The sequence below is a fragment of the Salmonella sp. NW38 genome, from assembly GCF_051807745.1.
GTDB lineage: Bacteria > Pseudomonadota > Gammaproteobacteria > Enterobacterales > Enterobacteriaceae > Salmonella > Salmonella enterica.
The window spans coordinates 21,271-36,319 of sequence record NZ_JAMMTO010000017.1 but is presented as its reverse complement, the minus strand read 5'-3'; the positions used below and the strand labels follow the sequence as shown (position 1 = coordinate 36,319).

Here is a 15,049-nt window from a genome sequence, read left to right as displayed (position 1 = left end):
AGTTCACGCTGCAGGTCAGTCTCACTCAGGCCCTTCAGTCCTGGGGGATTGCCGGTGAACACCACCTGTTTCACGCTCACCGTGGTATGATTATCCACCGACAGCACACGACGAGCAGGTCCTTCTTCAGGCAATACCAGCGGCGCACTGATCGGCGCCGCTGGCGTGCGTACTGACTCCTGACGCAACTGGTTTCCCAGCGTACCTGCACCGGGTACGGAAGGCACAACAGCCGCCTGAGCACTAGCGCAGACTATCAGAGCCAGAGGCGTGAGCAAGAAAGGCGCGCGGCGCATTTTCTCAGAGCGAGCGATGCCCGTCCGCAGAACCAGACTTTTCATGTAATAATCACCAGATTAATTTTGATTTAAGAGAAGAAATGTCCACCACAGCACTATCGATGACGCGGTGAACCACCTGATAAAACAAGGGGCCTGTGCCTTTGAGAAATTAATCCGACAACTATCTTAGCCCACCATCCTTTATAGCCTATAAACCGCAGACTCAACACCCAAAGCAATAATTTTCGATCTTATCGATCGAAAATTTCGATTAGCAAAAATGAATCATAACAATCAATTAACAGAATCAAAAGACACAAAAAAACATAACCAATTGTAATTTATTATAAAAAATAAAAACACACAGGTGAAGGATAGGTAAGCCACATGTAAACAAAGAGTAAATTAGCATGGTTTATACGGGGGCAATTTAAAGGAATACAGAATTATCTTATTAAGAAATAATCATTAAAAATATTCACACAAAGATAGATAGCTGCTATTACTGAATTGAGACTCAGGTTCTGAATATGTATAAGCAGGAAGGATTTAAATGAATAAAATATTACTAATTGCCGGCCTGTTAGTTGCCGGGCCGACGTTTGCAGGAGAAGCTCACGTTTGTAAATCACAGACAGTAGCGAACTCTGCAGCGAATGCAGAGCTGACAGACGATACGGTCTTTAAATGTGGCGAAGGTATTCATGGAACGATCCCGGCGCTTGCCAGAGACGGATGGAAAATCGTACAGCAGACAGACCAGGCCGATGTCAAAGATCCTTCAAAGACCTATGCGCAATTAATCATCCAGAAAGATTAGTGCCACTCTGTAAGTGGCATCCCCCTTCAGTGGCCCCTGACGGGGTTACTCCCGTCAGGGTAAGATTAACGCGGGTCACAGGACCCGCGCTGGTTTAACACTCGATCTTAAATGCCTCGTTACTGGCCGTGATGTATAACGGTTTCCCCTCGTTCAGAATGCGGTTAATCATGCTTTCAGTCAGGTCTATTGACTCACCAAAATCATCACCACCCACTTCTGCCCGCGCGGTCTCCCACCAGGTCTCATCCTTATCAGGATGACATCCCTTCGCATAAGCCACCTTCCGGCCACGTGAAGTCAGCGCCCCGATTTCGGACATAATGTATACGCCGTGATCTTTGACCAGGGCCACGCCACAGTGATTTTTGCGTGCTTCCTGAAGCACCGGTTTTAAGTCTTTTGCGCTGAATTTCAGCATGATGTTTCTCCTGTCAAAAATAAGGGGAGAAACACCCCCACCGGGGAGTTTCTCCCCGATGGGTTTACCGTTAACTTACGCGGCCAGTCGTGGCTGCTGTGGTACAGGCTGGTCTATCACTGGCTGCTCAAACTGCTCACGTACCCAGCTGATGGCCTGGCTCATCGCCTCACCGTAATCGCTGCTGGTCAGTCTGTTGATGTTATCCACCTCACTGTCCCAAGTGAAGCACTCCAGCAGAATGCCGTTTTTATAGTGCACATTCACCGCAAAGCAGACCGGGGTGAATACCCCGTCTGCCACCTTGTCGACCCAGGACACGATGTATTCCGGATTGAACTCCAGAATATCTATCTCATCAATGTTCTGTGGCCCCACGAATAGACGCAGTGAGCCGTACTCTCCGCGATACTCGTGCAACAGCCGCGGCTCTGTGGTGGCGTTCGCCACAAAGCGGCACAGTTTCCGGTAGCAATGCTGCGTGATGTCCTGCAACTGCTCTGCCAGCCAGGTCTCAAACCGGTGCCAGTAGCGTACCGTTTTGCTGAACGTCGCCTGCGGAATGCGCCGGTGTACAGGTAAATCCTGCTGGCCGGTCACCCGCAGGTACGTTTCTTCGTCTGCCTCCGTCAGCGCCGCGGGGTTCCCCTTCAGCAGCAGGTCACACTGACCGCTGCTGTGAGGATGAACCCGGGGAAGCCAGTCCGGTTGCTCTGCCTCTTTCGAGAGCGTATCAAGTCCTGCTATCCACAACGTCAGTACCTGCCGGCAGCGTGCCAGCGTGGCTTCATCACTGTCCAGACCGGACAGCATGGCCTCCATCACCGCCATCAGTTTTTCCCGGGTGAATAATATCCGGGTATTCACGTAGTCGGAGTGACTGCCCCGCAGCTGCCAGGTGATATCCTCTTCGGTCACATCCAGGCTCAGTCGCTCTGAATAATGCTGACTGATGTATTCGTCAATAATGCTCATGGGGAATTCCTCATCAGGTTAAACAAAGGGATTTCCCCTCAGGGGAAAATCCCCTGTCGGGTAAGGTGTTAAATCAGGCAGCCAGTTTCAGTGCCGGCCGCAGTGTCGTTATCTTATTCAGTGAAGCACGCTCCTGGCGTATCCAGTCCAGCGCCTCACTGACCACAGTCTGCCAGTCACTGACGTGAGGATGTTCAGCGTCAATCACATCGGTATCGCGCGTGAAAACATTCAGCTCCGAATCATTGTGGTAGAGCACCCGGGCTTCAAACCGAACCGGGGTCAGATTACCGGCCATGATTTCCTCCAGATAATCCTCCAGAGAAGCATCATCATACGCGTACAGATATTGACACTCGTCTATATCGCGACCGGACATATGCAGCTCGATGCGACCAAACGACAGGTTAAAGCAGCGCACTTTTCGGGGTTCAACAATCAGCCGGCGAAAAAGGCGCCCCAACTGCACGAGGCACCGGTCCTCCGTCTGGTAAAGCTCCCGGGCCGTCCACGCCATGAAGCGTGTCCAGTAAGGCAGCGTCGCTTCAAGCAGTTCCCGGGGGAACTGCTCTCCCGACATCAGGTCCCCCTGACCGGTCAGACGCAGGAATGCATCCTCCGGCAGGGCCAGCAACGCCTGCGGGTCTCCCGGTAAAAGCCGGTCAACCCGGCCGCTGCACTCTGACACCGTGCGCGGCAGTATCGCCATATCGTAAGATGCCTCTGCCAGCGCATCGAGACCGCGTATCCAGAACGTCAGAATACGCTCTGCCTGGCGGCACTTCTCCCGCAAATCCGGGTTCAGCGCCACCTCATCGAGCATGAACTGCATCACGGACAACAGCCGGTCACGGTTCAGAACCATGTCGGTATTGACGTAGTCCGATCCCCGGTCATCCACCTGGTAAAAAATCTCCTCAGCGTTCACACTGAGTCCCAGTGTTTTACTGAGCTGCCGCTGAATATAGAAACTGGCCAGCATAAGTGACTCCTGTTTATGACAGGGGTCTCCCCACAGGGAGAACCCTGTCGGGGTGAAGTGAAAAAATCAGCTAAGCCGCCTGCCGCGACCGTTCGGCCTGCCACCGGTGGTGCCAGTGCCCCAGCACAAACATCGGCGTCGCCATTTCCCGCTTAATGGCCACGGTCAGGCTGTTGCCAGTGGCCACAATGGCCGGGATACCCATCAGGGACAGCTGGATGTAACACATCATCGCCGCCACCGGGTCAATATCCACGCAGTACACCATCATCTGTTTTTGCGGATTGAACCCTGCCTCCAGCATAGCTTCTGCCATTGCCACAATCATGCCACCCGCCCCACAGGCCGGGTCACTGACCGTGATGAAGTCACGCTCACCGGAGGTGAGCACCGACAGCCTGTCACTCAGGGTCATACGTGACATCGTGTAACAGACATTGTACGGGGTGAAGTACTGGCCATGACGTGCATTGCCCAGCTCAAGGTTCATAAAAATCTGCCCGAGAAAATCTGTCGGACAGAATTCCAGCCCCTGTATCACCTCTGCCAGCAGACGGGACATGTTGTGCGCATCCTCCGCAGAGTAGCGTGCAACCCGTTGCATATAGTCCGCTTCATAAGCCTCATCCCGGTGAATCGCGTTATACAGCGAGCAGGCTGCCATATGGACAAAATCACTGAAGACCTGCCAGCGATTCGCATCCGGTGCCGTCTGGTTAAACAGGCTGACAAACCGCTGCACGTGCGGGTTAGTCTTCCCCCGACGCGCAGCCCACGGCAGCGCCACCACGTTATCATCCGGGTCATCAGGCCCGTCGTCGTTCGCCGCGCCCTCGCCTTCCGATGCCACCGGAGCCGTCAGCAAAGGAAAACTGTCAGCCCGTTCCGCTTCCTCCGGCACGCCGGTTGAAGCAGGAACCCGGTAACAGGTCAGCAGCCCGGGACACATTTCAGACAACGTCAGTATTTCACTGTCTGCGCCCACGTCGTTGAGAAACAGTGACCGCTGAGGCTGGTCACACCGTTCCCACTGGTAAATGCGCGCCAGCGCGTTAATGGCCATCAGCGGTGTGATGCCACACTCAAGATGGCGCTCAACCACACTGCGACAGCCCAGCGTCGTGTCGTCGAGTGGAAAACCGTAATGTGTCTCCAGTATCAGCGTGGCCATCTTCTGCCACATCTCCACCATCGTCATCGCGGGTCTTCGCGCACTCAGCCACACCATCGCCTTTCGCGCTGCCTCCGCCGCCCGAAACAGGCGCCACGGGTCGTCGTGTAAAAATGACACCCAGGGTGCCACGTCGTGCCGCGAGGGCTGTCTGCCTGGCAGTCCCAGGGAAGCCGTCAGAAACGCTGCCCCCAGTTCCGCCACCAGGGCTTCCTGAACCTCATCGGTACGCCCGTCCACCGTTAAGCCGAAGCGATGTAACCGCTGCGGGTGTCCGGTGGCCTGGACCAGCAGATTCAGCATATCCTGCCAGTATGTTTCTTCCCCGGCATAAGCCGCCGCCGGCGGGAGCTCAATCCGGTCATGTAATGCCCGGTAGACTGGTAAAATATTGTCCCGGTGGATAACGGGTATCCCGCTGCTCCGGAGCAGGTCACGGACAACGCTCAGTGACGGTTGCTGCGGGGGTGGCAGTGGCCACCCGGGCTGCAACGTCTCCGGCAGTCCGTCACACTGTTCAGGGTTAATCACCTTAAACAGTGACAGCGTCGGACGGTAGCGAACCAGCGTTACCGGTTTTTCACCGCTCCTGACCTGACCGCCAAGCTGGCGGAGGTCATCGCCGGTTAACCAGCGACCTGAATGCAGTGACCGCTGCTGCATGGCCTGCCACAACAACAGCACGTTAACGCCGGTAAACGGCTCGCCCGTCAGGGCATGCTCCGGTAAACCCGGCACGGTGCCGTGCCACGGCACCTGGCCTGCGGCCAGACTGCCGATAATACGGCCAGTGATAAACCGGCTGATATCACCCGGATGTAATGAGGTGTTCATCTGCTCTCCTGTCAAAAAAAGGGAGAGCGCCCCCACAGGGAGACGCGCTCCCCGTGGGAAAAGTCAGTGCCACTGTGGCACTGAGCGGATTAATGAAGTAAACGGCCGACAAAACCTGATATGCGACCCGGCAGGGTTACCAGTTCATGACTTATCAGTTGTAGCTGTTCCGGATGGAAATTTGCGTACAGTAGTACAGACGTCATCACACCCGTGATAGTCATGCCAAGCAGAAGGCGGTTACGCCGCCGCCGGAACTGCGCCTCTTTTTGCTGCACCTGCAAGTGCAGGTACAGCCCCAGCGTCTGCAGTTCGGCAAAGCGCGCAAACTCTTCCCGTCGTAAGGCCTCGCATGCCTCGTCATAGCGCAACAGCTCCGTCGGGTGGTTCTTCTTCAGGAAACTACGGTAACCGCCATCCCTCATTGTGTGGTAGTGGCGGTCAAATTCCGCCTGCAGCCACTGGTTAAAGCGGTTACGGGTTCTTCGGAAAACCTCCGGTTCAGTCACTGTGGATGCGGGGGTTTCATTCGTGGTCATCACGCTCATACAGACTCCTTTATAAGAAAAAATCTGACGGCGTCCCCCTCACGGGTTCCCCCGTCAGGGTGATTGGTAAAACTAAATTAACGGTCGAAAGTGAGTGTCACCTGACCGTTTGAATGTTCACGTTTAATACAGACGTTCTGCCACAGGGGTGCGTTCTGGTTACCATCAGGTGGCAGGCAGAAATACCCAAATTCCACCATAACCTGGCCTGAAGGCGCCTGACTGAGGGCCTCAAAACCGTGGTAAATCAGCCGCTGCAGCCGCTCGTTTTCACAGGCGGGGGCCAATGGGTAACTGACCATCTGTGCCCACACCGGCTCCTCGATGGCGACGGCCGGCGGCGTGCTGCTGAGCAGCGCCGACATATCCATCATGCCGCCTCATCGTTAACCGGAACGGTGGCCACAGTGTCAGTCACCAGGACCGGAACAGAAACGTTGCGCCGGTTCTGCCGCCGGTGCCGGCTGCCCAGGAACCGCAACAGCATCTGCTCGGCGACCATCACTGACTCCTTATCGTCCACACTCTGGCGCTCGCTGTAGTACGGCTCAGCACTCTCCTCACCGAAGTAAAGCAGTTCCACGCCGGGTTTCAGCGCGTCACTGAGGCGAAGTACCACCGCCCGGCCACAACACTGACCGTCATCGGCCAGTTGCCAGCGACCGGTATACACCGTTCGTGGCCGCCAGTCGGATGCCTGCAGTCTGGCCTGTCTTCGGCGGTACAGCACCGCAATGCCGTGATACACCGAAAGAGCTGCCCAGCGCACCAGGCGCCACAGATGACGCAGCAAAAAAACAAACAAGCGGTTAATAATCATCAACGTTTATCTCCTGTTGTCAGAACAGACGCAGTACCAGCAGCAACATCCCCAGCATGAGTGTTCCCGCCAGTTTCAGCAGGAGCATCAGGCCAATGAGCTTAATCAGTGCGGTACGGTCGCGGGAATAACACTCCTCATGCACCAGGTGGCGCACGCGGTTTTCCTGCTCCGGGGTCAGTGTGTTGTCGGTTTTTTCACAAACCGACGGAAGGTGAATGTGAGACATAAAATCCCTGTACTGAAAAGGGACCTGCCCCTGACGGGGCATGGCCCCGGGGTGTGAAACGAATTAATTCGATGCCGTCAGCGAAGACGGAAAACGTGGGTTAACGGAAATATCACGCCATATCAGGCCTCCTGCGAAAAATGCGGGAGCCCTGACGGGCATCCCCGCAAGGGTAAATAAGATAGTGCTTTTGCATTCCCGGTCATTCGTCCACCGGTTGCGCCCGGTCAGGGGAAACAACGGACAAACGAAAGACAGGAACGGTTAGCCGGTAATGTTCCGGGAACCACTGCGCAAATACGGCAGTGGTCAGCCAGCCGGCCCAGACAGGCCTGCGTGGCAGACCTCGAAAAGTGAAAAGCAGATCGCTATATCCAGCCGTCCGCTTCAGCATTGCATATCGCCCGGTCAGCACGGACATCATGCTGCCCCTGGCTCATCGCCTGCATCCAGACGGGTTCACAAAGCGTTCTCCCCAGATGTTCAAGCGTGCCAAACAGTGCTTTTGCGGCTGTCGTAAGGGGTTCGATATCACCCGATTGCATCCTTTCTAAAAATTCACCGCAGGCAAAACCACAGTTAAATACCGCACATTCAAACTCAGGCTCTTCAGCTTTCTCGTCGTAAGGGGGGTATAAACCGGCGTTCACAGACGCCCGGATACTCAACAAATCGCCTTCCATATGAGCAAGCCAGATAAAAGCGTCAGTGCGGGTTTTCAGTGAATAAACGTCCATAAATCCTCCTGTCGGAATATCAGAGGGATTTATCTCCCTCAGGGAAGAAAATCCCCTGTCGGGTAGTCAATCAATGGTTAGTGAAAATCGGCCGTGTAATCAGGCATTTCCCAGGCATAGCGCAGATGCGCAAGCTCCAACGCCTGGCGATACGCTGTGTTCATGGCACAGTGAAAAGAATCAAATTCTCCGCAATCCACCGCCCGTTCGTGACGGGGGTTCATCCAACCGGAACGTTTGTTCACGACGGCATGAAAATGGTCGTTGTCATCCCGCCAGACCTCTGCCTGAAAACGCAGATAACCGGTGTGATTAGCGATCCATTCACTTTTGCCGTGACGGATATGTGGAAAAGCTTTACGCAGAATACTGACCAGAGAAGTCAGAAAGGTGTTCATGGTTTTCTCCAGAAGTAAAAAACGGAGAAAACCGTCACCGACATCGGAGAGGTTTTCCCCGATGGGTGAGTAATGCAAGACAGGCACTAAAGCACGAAAGCTTTAGTTATGTTATTGACGCCCCCACTATCATGCCAACTGACATAATAATGTCTGTTCCCAGGGGTGACAGACGTACCGTCCGAAGACGCTACCTCTCAGGCTACGGTAGCATTGGCATGGGTCGCCCTAAGGCGTCAGTCTCAGACCCGCTATGACTTTGGCATGTGATCACCCGAAGGCGCTTCTCTCAGATCACTCGGTACTCACAGGTACCTGAAGCATTGGCAGTTATCCGGAGATAACGATTAGCGATTACATATTAACCAGACTGGTCAGCAAAACTCAAGACCATAACTGAAGTTTTTTATGCCGTGACATTCATTGTCCGTGTTCAATCAGTATTGCTTTATCAAGTCTTTTTATCAGGGCGTAGTTAGTTTCAAGGTTATACCAGCACAACGCTTTGTTACCATTATAAGACAGGCAATCATGATAATCATATGCAATAGCCTTCATATTTAATTCATAAGCAGCAAGACGATACCAGTCTCCCATGCATTTTTTATAATCACTCGAACTGTCACTATAATTTTTATACGTACAATGAAAGTTAGCCTGCGTAATAAATGATTCAGTATCAGGTCCATCCAGCATTACTAAATCATGGACTCGTGACAACTCCATTAGTAGCAGAAACAATATAGCTCCTGAAACATATACCACAAAAAAAACTGGATGTTTCGATTCAGGCATTTTACTCCTCCCCCAGTTCTTTTTGACTATAGACTCTTTTTATATAGTCCCCTCTCCCATCGCCGTGACCCAAATCAATGGATGTTAACGCGCTGGCTTCTTTTTGAGTAAAACCTTTAGAAATATAATATTTCTCCGCATCCTGAGCGTAGGCATAACGTAATGAGTGATTTGAATTTTCATATTTCAAACCACCGACCCGACGCATGATATTGATATAACGATCAAGCGCCTGTTGCAGAGAAGGCATGTCTATTAATTTACCATTATTTTTCTCTGCACATAAAATTGCTTCGTTGATTGCTGATAATACTTTTTCTTTATCGACAACACGTGTATCACGAGCACGACCTCCTTTTGTACCAAATATAACTCTGACACGTTCATCGCCCCGTAATATTGCTTGTTTCCACGTTTTGATTGATTTTGCTGCCTGTACTGCTTCTTCATTACGCAGCCCCAAATAACGGGAAAGTTGCATTGTTGCAGCCACGCCCTCATCTTTCGCTTTAATCAGGGCGAGCGCCTCGCGATAGCGCTCGTCCGATATAGCCAACTTTGTGCCCATACGACTGTCTCCCGAAATACCTAACGCTTTATTACTTAATCGTTCATATTTCGGATCTGCCATTTTTGTCTTCCCCGCCAGAGAAAGAATAGTTCGAATTCCCGCCATTTCATTTTGTAAGGTACGTTTAGAAATACCTTCGGCCTTACGACTTTCAATATATAATTCAATATGCCGGACTTTTAACTGCTGCGCAGAGCGGATCTGAACATTTAAATCCAACAAACGATGAGACAATCGTTCTACTATTTTCGAACGATCGGACACTGTTTTAAAACTTCCCTTACCTTCTCTTGCGAGAACGACGAGTTCACGTTTTAACAATTTACACCCTCTGGACATGACAGCTCCTTAAACAAAACGTACGACAACACCCTTTCGTTTTCATAAACGAAAGTCCCATTGTCCTGCGTTCTGATGAACGGCTCTGAAAACTAAATTTTAATAACATAAACATCCTTCCCCCGACGACACGGTTTTAAGTGCGCTTCCTGCGTCTTAACGGATATCTGTGCATCAGGGAATGCAAGATGTTGAGGTATTGCGAGGTCTCAAATCAGTGAAAACTGATCGCAGCTGTAGCTGTACCTGTCTCCAGGTCGCCTCCGGCGTCATCTTCATGACGTCGCCATCGATATCGCGTTAATTCTCTCCTTTTCAATAAGTTATACGTAAGCATTACGGTTTCCCGCTTTGTACGTTGAGGTTAAATGATGTATCAGATCGTTTTTCCAGTTTGCACTACGTATCGTTCAGATTGTCAAACTGGTCCGTACGGCCTGATATAGCTGGTTAAATCGTTCTGCGCTTCGCGCGTCACTTTGTCGTCGTTTCACTTGAGCAAAGTGACGCGCTCATTCTCGAAACGCTCAATGCATCGTCCGGAAGATGCCCCAAATGTTGCGACGTTCGTCGCGCCAAATGGCCGGCATACCCGTACATGCAAAGTTTGTTCGAGCCACGAGCTCTGGAAGTAATACAGGAAATACGGCCACAGACCGTACTGACAGGTGTGCTTATCTCAAATCCTGAGAAATGAGAACGCAACTATAGGGAAGATTGCGGGCTAAATGCACAAGAGCTGCTTCAGCAAAAGGTCAGACTTCGCCTCCATTGATGCGTTGAGTAAGGCATCAATGTCTGTTCTCAGGAGTAACAGACGTACCGTCCGAAGACGCTACCTCTCAGGCTACGGTAGCATTGGCATGGGTCGCCCTAAGGCGTCAGTCTCAGACCCGCTATGACTTTGGCATGTGATCACCCGAAGGCGCTTCTCTCAGATCACTCAGTACTCACAGGTACCTGAAGCATTGGCAGTTGTCCCATGGACAACGGTGTTACAGCCCGATAATAGATCAGCCCTTCATCGCAAATCAAGGCAGATCCTCATAAGTCATGGTGTTTTTCTCTGGACGCAGAACAAAAAAAGTCTGATTAAGCTCAGTATTTTGCTCTATATCCAGAATCAGTCCGTTATCATTGAATACCTGCTCAGCAGTTTGAACATCACCGCAAACGCGTAATTTTAGCTGACACAACAATGCTCCGTTTTTATCGAAACACTCTCTGACTTTTTGTTCAGAGATATAGATAAAATTTCCAGGCGTATTAATTTCAGCGTTCAAAAGCGCGTTCCATTTACCCAGTGAAATAAAATAACTTTCCCAGCCCATCAATTTTAAATTTTCAAACGCGCGTGTAAATTTGAATAATACAGACTGTGAAACAAGTTTTTTACAACAGACAGAGCGGAGATATTCAATTTTAAACTTGAGATTGGCATTCACGCCTTTACTCCGCCCCTCCATTAATAGCCAGTCGATATCCTGAGCAACTAACTTAGAAAATAATTTACTTTTCTTGGCCACTACCAGCCAGTTAAAAATAAAGATATGTTCGGAAAATGATGAATGGATTTTATTATCAATTCTCGCAATATTTAATGCAACCAATGTACACCAAGTAAAATTTTCGAGCGCATCATTTTTTCCATTCATTTAATTCACCATTTCTCCATAAAATAAAGCCGTCTAACTAATCGAATTTAAAATCACGCTATGTAATTTCAGAGCATATAAAATCTTCAATATGTACACTTTCACCGGATGTCTGCCCCGCTTCTTTAGGCTTATAAAATCGCATTTCACATTGCTTCTTTGTTAATTTAACATCAGAGAAATATAACCACTTAACAGGTGGATTACCGGCTTTATGGATCGTTGCAGTGATCTGGTATTTATATCTTTTCATCATCCTGACCAATAATAACTTTTACCATTACTTAGTATGACGGACAGAAAAGTATCACATGCAGGTGTGTGTCGCCAAGCATAAAACCGTATTCAGAATTGATGTACCGCAACGTCTGTAAAGGCGACCGTGACGTCACAGTTATCCCTATTCATTTCCTATTACACTTATATATGAAGTTAAGAGACACAGAGCGTTATGATGAGTAAAAACACCAGACCTGAATCAGGAGTTGTCGATGAACATCATTTTTCATGTCCCCGAACTTTCCCGCAGTATTCCCTGCCTGAACAATGTTAAAAATTATCTGAAGCTGAGTTTGCAGCCAGAGGATGAGGTAATCCGCATTGTTTTTAACGCTGAGGCGGTTAAAAGCCTGATATTGGGAGAAGAGGGTGCCCTTCGTTGGCTAAGCCTGTGCGAAGAATATCCTTATATAAAGCTATTAGTGTGTAGAAATTCACTTCAGGGATATTCTCTTTCACCTGATATGCTTATCAATAAGGTTGAAGTAATTCCTGCAGCCGTCGTAGCTCTGGTTGAGTTCCAGAAAAATGGATGGATATATTTGCGGCCATAACGTGACTGCCCCACCTCAGACTGAGGTTGGGGTCAAGTTTAACGGGTTAACGTTACGACAAATCGCTTCGTTGAAATGACGGGATCAGGTATTGAAAACAGAATACCGATCGGTACAAACCATTTGAACTTCCCCCCTCCATCTGTATAGTATGATTATTAATCAAATCTTACCGAGGTTCACGCCATGAGTAATGAAGGATTTAATCCCGAAGACATTGAGGACACCCTGTCCCGATTTGGTCGTGGCCAGAAGAAAACCATACGTTCCTCAACGGCCGGTATTCCGGATTTTGTGCCTCGCAAGGCTAAGTTACAGAGCAGTCCCGTTGAATTATCCACCAAAGACGAGGCGCTCTGGGCTGCAGCCGCTGATCGTGCAGAACAACAGCAAGCACAGGAACTCCCACCTGCCAGCCCTTGTTTTAGCCAGGCTGATATCGACGAGTTTCTGGCGAGGAAACCGCAGAAATATCAGATGACCGAACGGGACTACAAGGAACTAGGGCGCAATATTTTTCTGGGGGCGGGAGATTTGATTGTCTCAACCGCAAAGGTAGCTATCTATGGAGTATCGTGTATTCCTGATCCTACGCCTAGTAAAGATGATGAAGTTTGGTATTACTCTACGGACGAGAACGGATGGAGTCATGCTTATAACAGAAACGGTGATAGGTTATATTAGGAGATGGCAATACGATAATTGCCATCTCACCTTACTCACATTTTCTTCCCTTTCGATATCGCTCCTGATGCTGCATCCTTTATATGTTTCGAACCCTCAGAACCTGCATCTTGAGGCATTTTAGTACCACCTGATATAGCTTTATCAATAAACGCTCCGACGTTAACTCCTGTCCATCCAAGCATACCAAACCAGGTCAAGGGGAATATTAAATACATCACCCCCAACACCAGATTCATGATCCAGCCATCGTTCACTGAACCCACAAAATCGGCGAAGGGTACACTGCTACCGCTACCCTGACCGGACTTCGTGCTATACAGCAACGTCAGCAACTGGTCATCCAGCCAGCCAGCGATTTCCCACCAGAACGGAATGAAAAACAACGCAAACATGGCGAACGTTATTGTGACGATGGTTTTTGGCTCGTAGGCGCTGAATACCAGCAGAACCGGAATCACGATAATCACCATCATCTCAAGCAATGCCTGTACGATGGGTAACGCCTGTTTCAGCGCGTCAAACCCGGGGGTTGCCTCAAACTGCTTCATACCCAGTCCTATGCTCGATGTCAGACGTGTTACGTTACCCAGTAACCCGCTGGCATTGTCACTACTTCCTATCGTATAGGTTTCCCCGCCTCCGGACAGAGACAAATTACGGGGGCTGACCAGCCAGCGCAGCGCCAGCTCTTCCCAGCTAGCCATATTCTGCTGCTGCATTTCCCTTTTAACCCGGGACGGGAGACTGGCCAGAACCCGGTCCTTCAGACCTTTTTTGCCGTCTGACCACCATTGCCGGCAGGTCGGATATCCTCCGCCCCCCGTGTTGGCATAGCCCGCATCACGGGTCGCATTATAAGGCCATGCCTGCCGCGGTTTCTGCGACGTGTATGTGTCGTAGTATCCCGCCGTATTCAGAAAATAATCACTTCCTATCCAGCCCACAGAGTTTATCGTTTTATCACTTAATGACTGATTGGTACTCTTCAGTTTGTAATACGCTCTTGAATAACAGCTGTTGGCAAAATCCTGCAGTTCCTGCGTCAGGATGGGGTCCTTAATCTGAGAATGCTGAACTTCAAAGCGCATCTGCCTGATTTTTCCACCGCACGGAATGGATGCAATCATTGCCTGTGTCACCCCTTTTGACAGCCGGTGCACCAGATACCACCACACCGGCACATTCGCAGTTTTGCCCTGAAAATCGGTCAGAACCGCGTTGTAACCGGAGTCCTGAGGTGAGGCGACCTGTATGTTGCACTGTTTATCACGGCTGCTGTCATACTTCATCGTACTGATATCAACCGGGAACATCGGGGTACAACAAAAGCAAATCACCAGAAACGAAACATAGATACTGTTCTCCAGCCTCGGCAGGGACAGCATCCCTTTATTGCCCTCATCAAAGCCTTCCTCCCGGACCTTCAGCCATATCCCCATCCCCTTGAAGGCAAGAGGTAACAGATACAGACCGGTACTGCTGAGAATGTTCCACATGGCGTTGTTCAGCATCCAGCCAAAAAACACCAGGATGTATTCCAGAATACTGTTCGCTGTCATATTCTGTTCCTCATCGTGGCGCCAGCCAGACGTTGTATTCAGACAACGCAATCAGTGCGATGGCCATGACTTCAAGACGCCGCAGTGACGAGAGTGAACGTCCGTCACCCCGCGAACGGATCTGCGCCATCAGCGACTGTCGTATTCCACAAAACCAGGTTCCGGCCAGAATGGCGTACAGCATCAGACGCCAGGCCAGCAGAGGAAAACGGGCGCTATCGAGCCAAAGCCTGATAATCATACCCTGTGATCCCTGAAGAACGACGGCGCTCAGGATTGCCAGGACCACCGTCATCCCAACTCCCCAGAGAAACACCTGTAATGCGAGCCGGGAAAAATGCCGGAACCCTGCCGGCAGCGGCTTCATTTTGGGTAACCATGAGTTCAGCGACAT

19 protein-coding genes and 1 pseudogene are annotated in these 15,049 nt (G+C 50.5%); 3 read left to right on the top strand and 17 right to left on the bottom strand.

The window, feature by feature from the left end:
* Positions 1–341 (bottom strand): annotated as a pseudogene (locus NA624_RS22360) (ShlB/FhaC/HecB family hemolysin secretion/activation protein); the annotation flags it as partial.
* Positions 342–834: 493 nt separating this feature from the next.
* Between NA624_RS22360 and NA624_RS22355 the strand changes: the two are divergent.
* On the top strand, positions 835–1,101 hold the full coding sequence (locus NA624_RS22355; protein WP_001033682.1) for a hypothetical protein: 267 nt from the start codon (positions 835–837) through the stop codon (positions 1,099–1,101).
* Positions 1,102–1,195: 94 nt separating this feature from the next.
* Here NA624_RS22355 and NA624_RS22350 read toward each other — a convergent pair whose 3' ends face one another.
* From NA624_RS22350 to NA624_RS22285, 14 genes are all read right to left on the bottom strand, one after another.
* Positions 1,196–1,522 carry a DUF3085 domain-containing protein gene (locus tag NA624_RS22350; protein WP_000911570.1) on the bottom strand — a complete coding sequence of 109 codons (327 nt, stop codon included), beginning with the start codon at positions 1,520–1,522 and terminating at the stop codon, positions 1,196–1,198.
* 75 nt (positions 1,523–1,597) lie between these two features.
* Positions 1,598–2,497: a hypothetical protein gene (locus tag NA624_RS22345; protein ID WP_000022218.1), complete on the bottom strand. Its 900-nt coding sequence runs from the start codon at positions 2,495–2,497 to the stop codon at positions 1,598–1,600.
* A 73-nt stretch (positions 2,498–2,570) separates the two neighbouring features.
* On the bottom strand, positions 2,571–3,479 hold the full coding sequence (locus tag NA624_RS22340) for a hypothetical protein (protein ID WP_000881184.1): 909 nt from the start codon (positions 3,477–3,479) through the stop codon (positions 2,571–2,573).
* Between the two features lie 70 nt (positions 3,480–3,549).
* Entirely contained in the window at positions 3,550–5,484 is a 1,935-nt protein-coding gene (locus tag NA624_RS22335; RefSeq protein ID WP_001097966.1) for a zincin-like metallopeptidase domain-containing protein, read from the bottom strand.
* Between the two features lie 89 nt (positions 5,485–5,573).
* Positions 5,574–6,032 carry a hypothetical protein gene (locus tag NA624_RS22330; RefSeq protein ID WP_000115422.1) on the bottom strand — a complete coding sequence of 153 codons (459 nt, stop codon included), beginning with the start codon at positions 6,030–6,032 and terminating at the stop codon, positions 5,574–5,576.
* A gap of 77 nt (positions 6,033–6,109) precedes the next feature.
* Entirely contained in the window at positions 6,110–6,403 is a 294-nt protein-coding gene (locus NA624_RS22325; RefSeq protein WP_000367567.1) for a hypothetical protein, read from the bottom strand.
* Positions 6,403–6,852: a hypothetical protein gene (locus NA624_RS22320; protein WP_000586349.1), complete on the bottom strand. Its 450-nt coding sequence runs from the start codon at positions 6,850–6,852 to the stop codon at positions 6,403–6,405. Before NA624_RS22320 ends, NA624_RS22325 begins: the two co-directional genes overlap by 1 nt.
* Before the next feature lie 19 nt (positions 6,853–6,871).
* A complete protein-coding gene (locus NA624_RS22315) occupies positions 6,872–7,081 on the bottom strand; it encodes a hypothetical protein (protein WP_000018144.1) in 210 nt (69 codons plus the stop codon).
* Positions 7,082–7,449: 368 nt separating this feature from the next.
* Positions 7,450–7,818: a hypothetical protein gene (locus NA624_RS22310; protein ID WP_000383686.1), complete on the bottom strand. Its 369-nt coding sequence runs from the start codon at positions 7,816–7,818 to the stop codon at positions 7,450–7,452.
* A 77-nt stretch (positions 7,819–7,895) separates the two neighbouring features.
* Complete coding sequence (locus NA624_RS22305) at positions 7,896–8,216, bottom strand: hypothetical protein (RefSeq protein ID WP_001091365.1); 321 nt, start codon at positions 8,214–8,216, stop codon at positions 7,896–7,898.
* 420 nt (positions 8,217–8,636) lie between these two features.
* Positions 8,637–9,011 (bottom strand): hypothetical protein, encoded by a 375-nt coding sequence (locus NA624_RS22300; RefSeq protein WP_234947335.1) that lies wholly within the window; start codon positions 9,009–9,011, stop codon positions 8,637–8,639.
* A gap of 1 nt (position 9,012) precedes the next feature.
* A complete protein-coding gene (locus NA624_RS22295; RefSeq protein ID WP_000086291.1) occupies positions 9,013–9,921 on the bottom strand; it encodes an integrase domain-containing protein in 909 nt (302 codons plus the stop codon).
* Positions 9,922–10,952: 1,031 nt separating this feature from the next.
* Entirely contained in the window at positions 10,953–11,576 is a 624-nt protein-coding gene (locus NA624_RS22290) for a DUF2913 family protein (RefSeq protein ID WP_001013571.1), read from the bottom strand.
* Positions 11,577–11,634: 58 nt separating this feature from the next.
* Positions 11,635–11,829 carry a DUF1187 family protein gene (locus tag NA624_RS22285; protein ID WP_001549419.1) on the bottom strand — a complete coding sequence of 65 codons (195 nt, stop codon included), beginning with the start codon at positions 11,827–11,829 and terminating at the stop codon, positions 11,635–11,637.
* A gap of 238 nt (positions 11,830–12,067) precedes the next feature.
* Here NA624_RS22285 and NA624_RS22280 point away from each other — a divergent pair, with 238 nt between their 5' ends.
* Together NA624_RS22280 and NA624_RS22275 are read left to right on the top strand one after the other, a co-directional pair.
* Positions 12,068–12,409: a DsrE family protein gene (locus tag NA624_RS22280; RefSeq protein ID WP_001021240.1), complete on the top strand. Its 342-nt coding sequence runs from the start codon at positions 12,068–12,070 to the stop codon at positions 12,407–12,409.
* Positions 12,410–12,595: 186 nt separating this feature from the next.
* The gene (locus tag NA624_RS22275) at positions 12,596–13,093 is read left to right on the top strand and encodes a hypothetical protein (RefSeq protein ID WP_000064063.1); all 498 of its coding nucleotides are present in this window, start codon (positions 12,596–12,598) and stop codon (positions 13,091–13,093) included.
* Positions 13,094–13,128: 35 nt separating this feature from the next.
* Here NA624_RS22275 and NA624_RS22270 read toward each other — a convergent pair whose 3' ends face one another.
* Together NA624_RS22270 and NA624_RS22265 are read right to left on the bottom strand one after the other, a co-directional pair.
* On the bottom strand, positions 13,129–14,655 hold the full coding sequence (locus NA624_RS22270; protein ID WP_000126399.1) for a conjugal transfer protein TraG N-terminal domain-containing protein: 1,527 nt from the start codon (positions 14,653–14,655) through the stop codon (positions 13,129–13,131).
* A 10-nt stretch (positions 14,656–14,665) separates the two neighbouring features.
* A complete protein-coding gene (locus tag NA624_RS22265) occupies positions 14,666–15,049 on the bottom strand; it encodes a hypothetical protein (protein WP_000056313.1) in 384 nt (127 codons plus the stop codon).

Bases quoted from the DNA above. Each gene is read 5' to 3' on its own strand.
- NA624_RS22355 (WP_001033682.1), top strand. From the start codon at position 835: ATGAATAAAATATTACTAATTGCCGGCCTGTTAGTTGCCGGGCCGACG.
- NA624_RS22350 (WP_000911570.1), bottom strand. From the start codon at position 1,522: ATGCTGAAATTCAGCGCAAAAGACTTAAAACCGGTGCTTCAGGAAGCA.
- NA624_RS22345 (WP_000022218.1), bottom strand. From the start codon at position 2,497: ATGAGCATTATTGACGAATACATCAGTCAGCATTATTCAGAGCGACTG.
- NA624_RS22340 (WP_000881184.1), bottom strand. From the start codon at position 3,479: ATGCTGGCCAGTTTCTATATTCAGCGGCAGCTCAGTAAAACACTGGGA.
- NA624_RS22335 (WP_001097966.1), bottom strand. From the start codon at position 5,484: ATGAACACCTCATTACATCCGGGTGATATCAGCCGGTTTATCACTGGC.
- NA624_RS22330 (WP_000115422.1), bottom strand. From the start codon at position 6,032: ATGAGCGTGATGACCACGAATGAAACCCCCGCATCCACAGTGACTGAA.
- NA624_RS22325 (WP_000367567.1), bottom strand. From the start codon at position 6,403: ATGGATATGTCGGCGCTGCTCAGCAGCACGCCGCCGGCCGTCGCCATC.
- NA624_RS22320 (WP_000586349.1), bottom strand. From the start codon at position 6,852: ATGATTATTAACCGCTTGTTTGTTTTTTTGCTGCGTCATCTGTGGCGC.
- NA624_RS22315 (WP_000018144.1), bottom strand. From the start codon at position 7,081: ATGTCTCACATTCACCTTCCGTCGGTTTGTGAAAAAACCGACAACACA.
- NA624_RS22310 (WP_000383686.1), bottom strand. From the start codon at position 7,818: ATGGACGTTTATTCACTGAAAACCCGCACTGACGCTTTTATCTGGCTT.
- NA624_RS22305 (WP_001091365.1), bottom strand. From the start codon at position 8,216: ATGAACACCTTTCTGACTTCTCTGGTCAGTATTCTGCGTAAAGCTTTT.
- NA624_RS22300 (WP_234947335.1), bottom strand. From the start codon at position 9,011: ATGCCTGAATCGAAACATCCAGTTTTTTTTGTGGTATATGTTTCAGGA.
- NA624_RS22295 (WP_000086291.1), bottom strand. From the start codon at position 9,921: ATGTCCAGAGGGTGTAAATTGTTAAAACGTGAACTCGTCGTTCTCGCA.
- NA624_RS22290 (WP_001013571.1), bottom strand. From the start codon at position 11,576: ATGAATGGAAAAAATGATGCGCTCGAAAATTTTACTTGGTGTACATTG.
- NA624_RS22285 (WP_001549419.1), bottom strand. From the start codon at position 11,829: ATGAAAAGATATAAATACCAGATCACTGCAACGATCCATAAAGCCGGT.
- NA624_RS22280 (WP_001021240.1), top strand. From the start codon at position 12,068: ATGAACATCATTTTTCATGTCCCCGAACTTTCCCGCAGTATTCCCTGC.
- NA624_RS22275 (WP_000064063.1), top strand. From the start codon at position 12,596: ATGAGTAATGAAGGATTTAATCCCGAAGACATTGAGGACACCCTGTCC.
- NA624_RS22270 (WP_000126399.1), bottom strand. From the start codon at position 14,655: ATGACAGCGAACAGTATTCTGGAATACATCCTGGTGTTTTTTGGCTGG.
- NA624_RS22265 (WP_000056313.1), bottom strand. From the start codon at position 15,049: ATGTCGCTGAACTCATGGTTACCCAAAATGAAGCCGCTGCCGGCAGGG.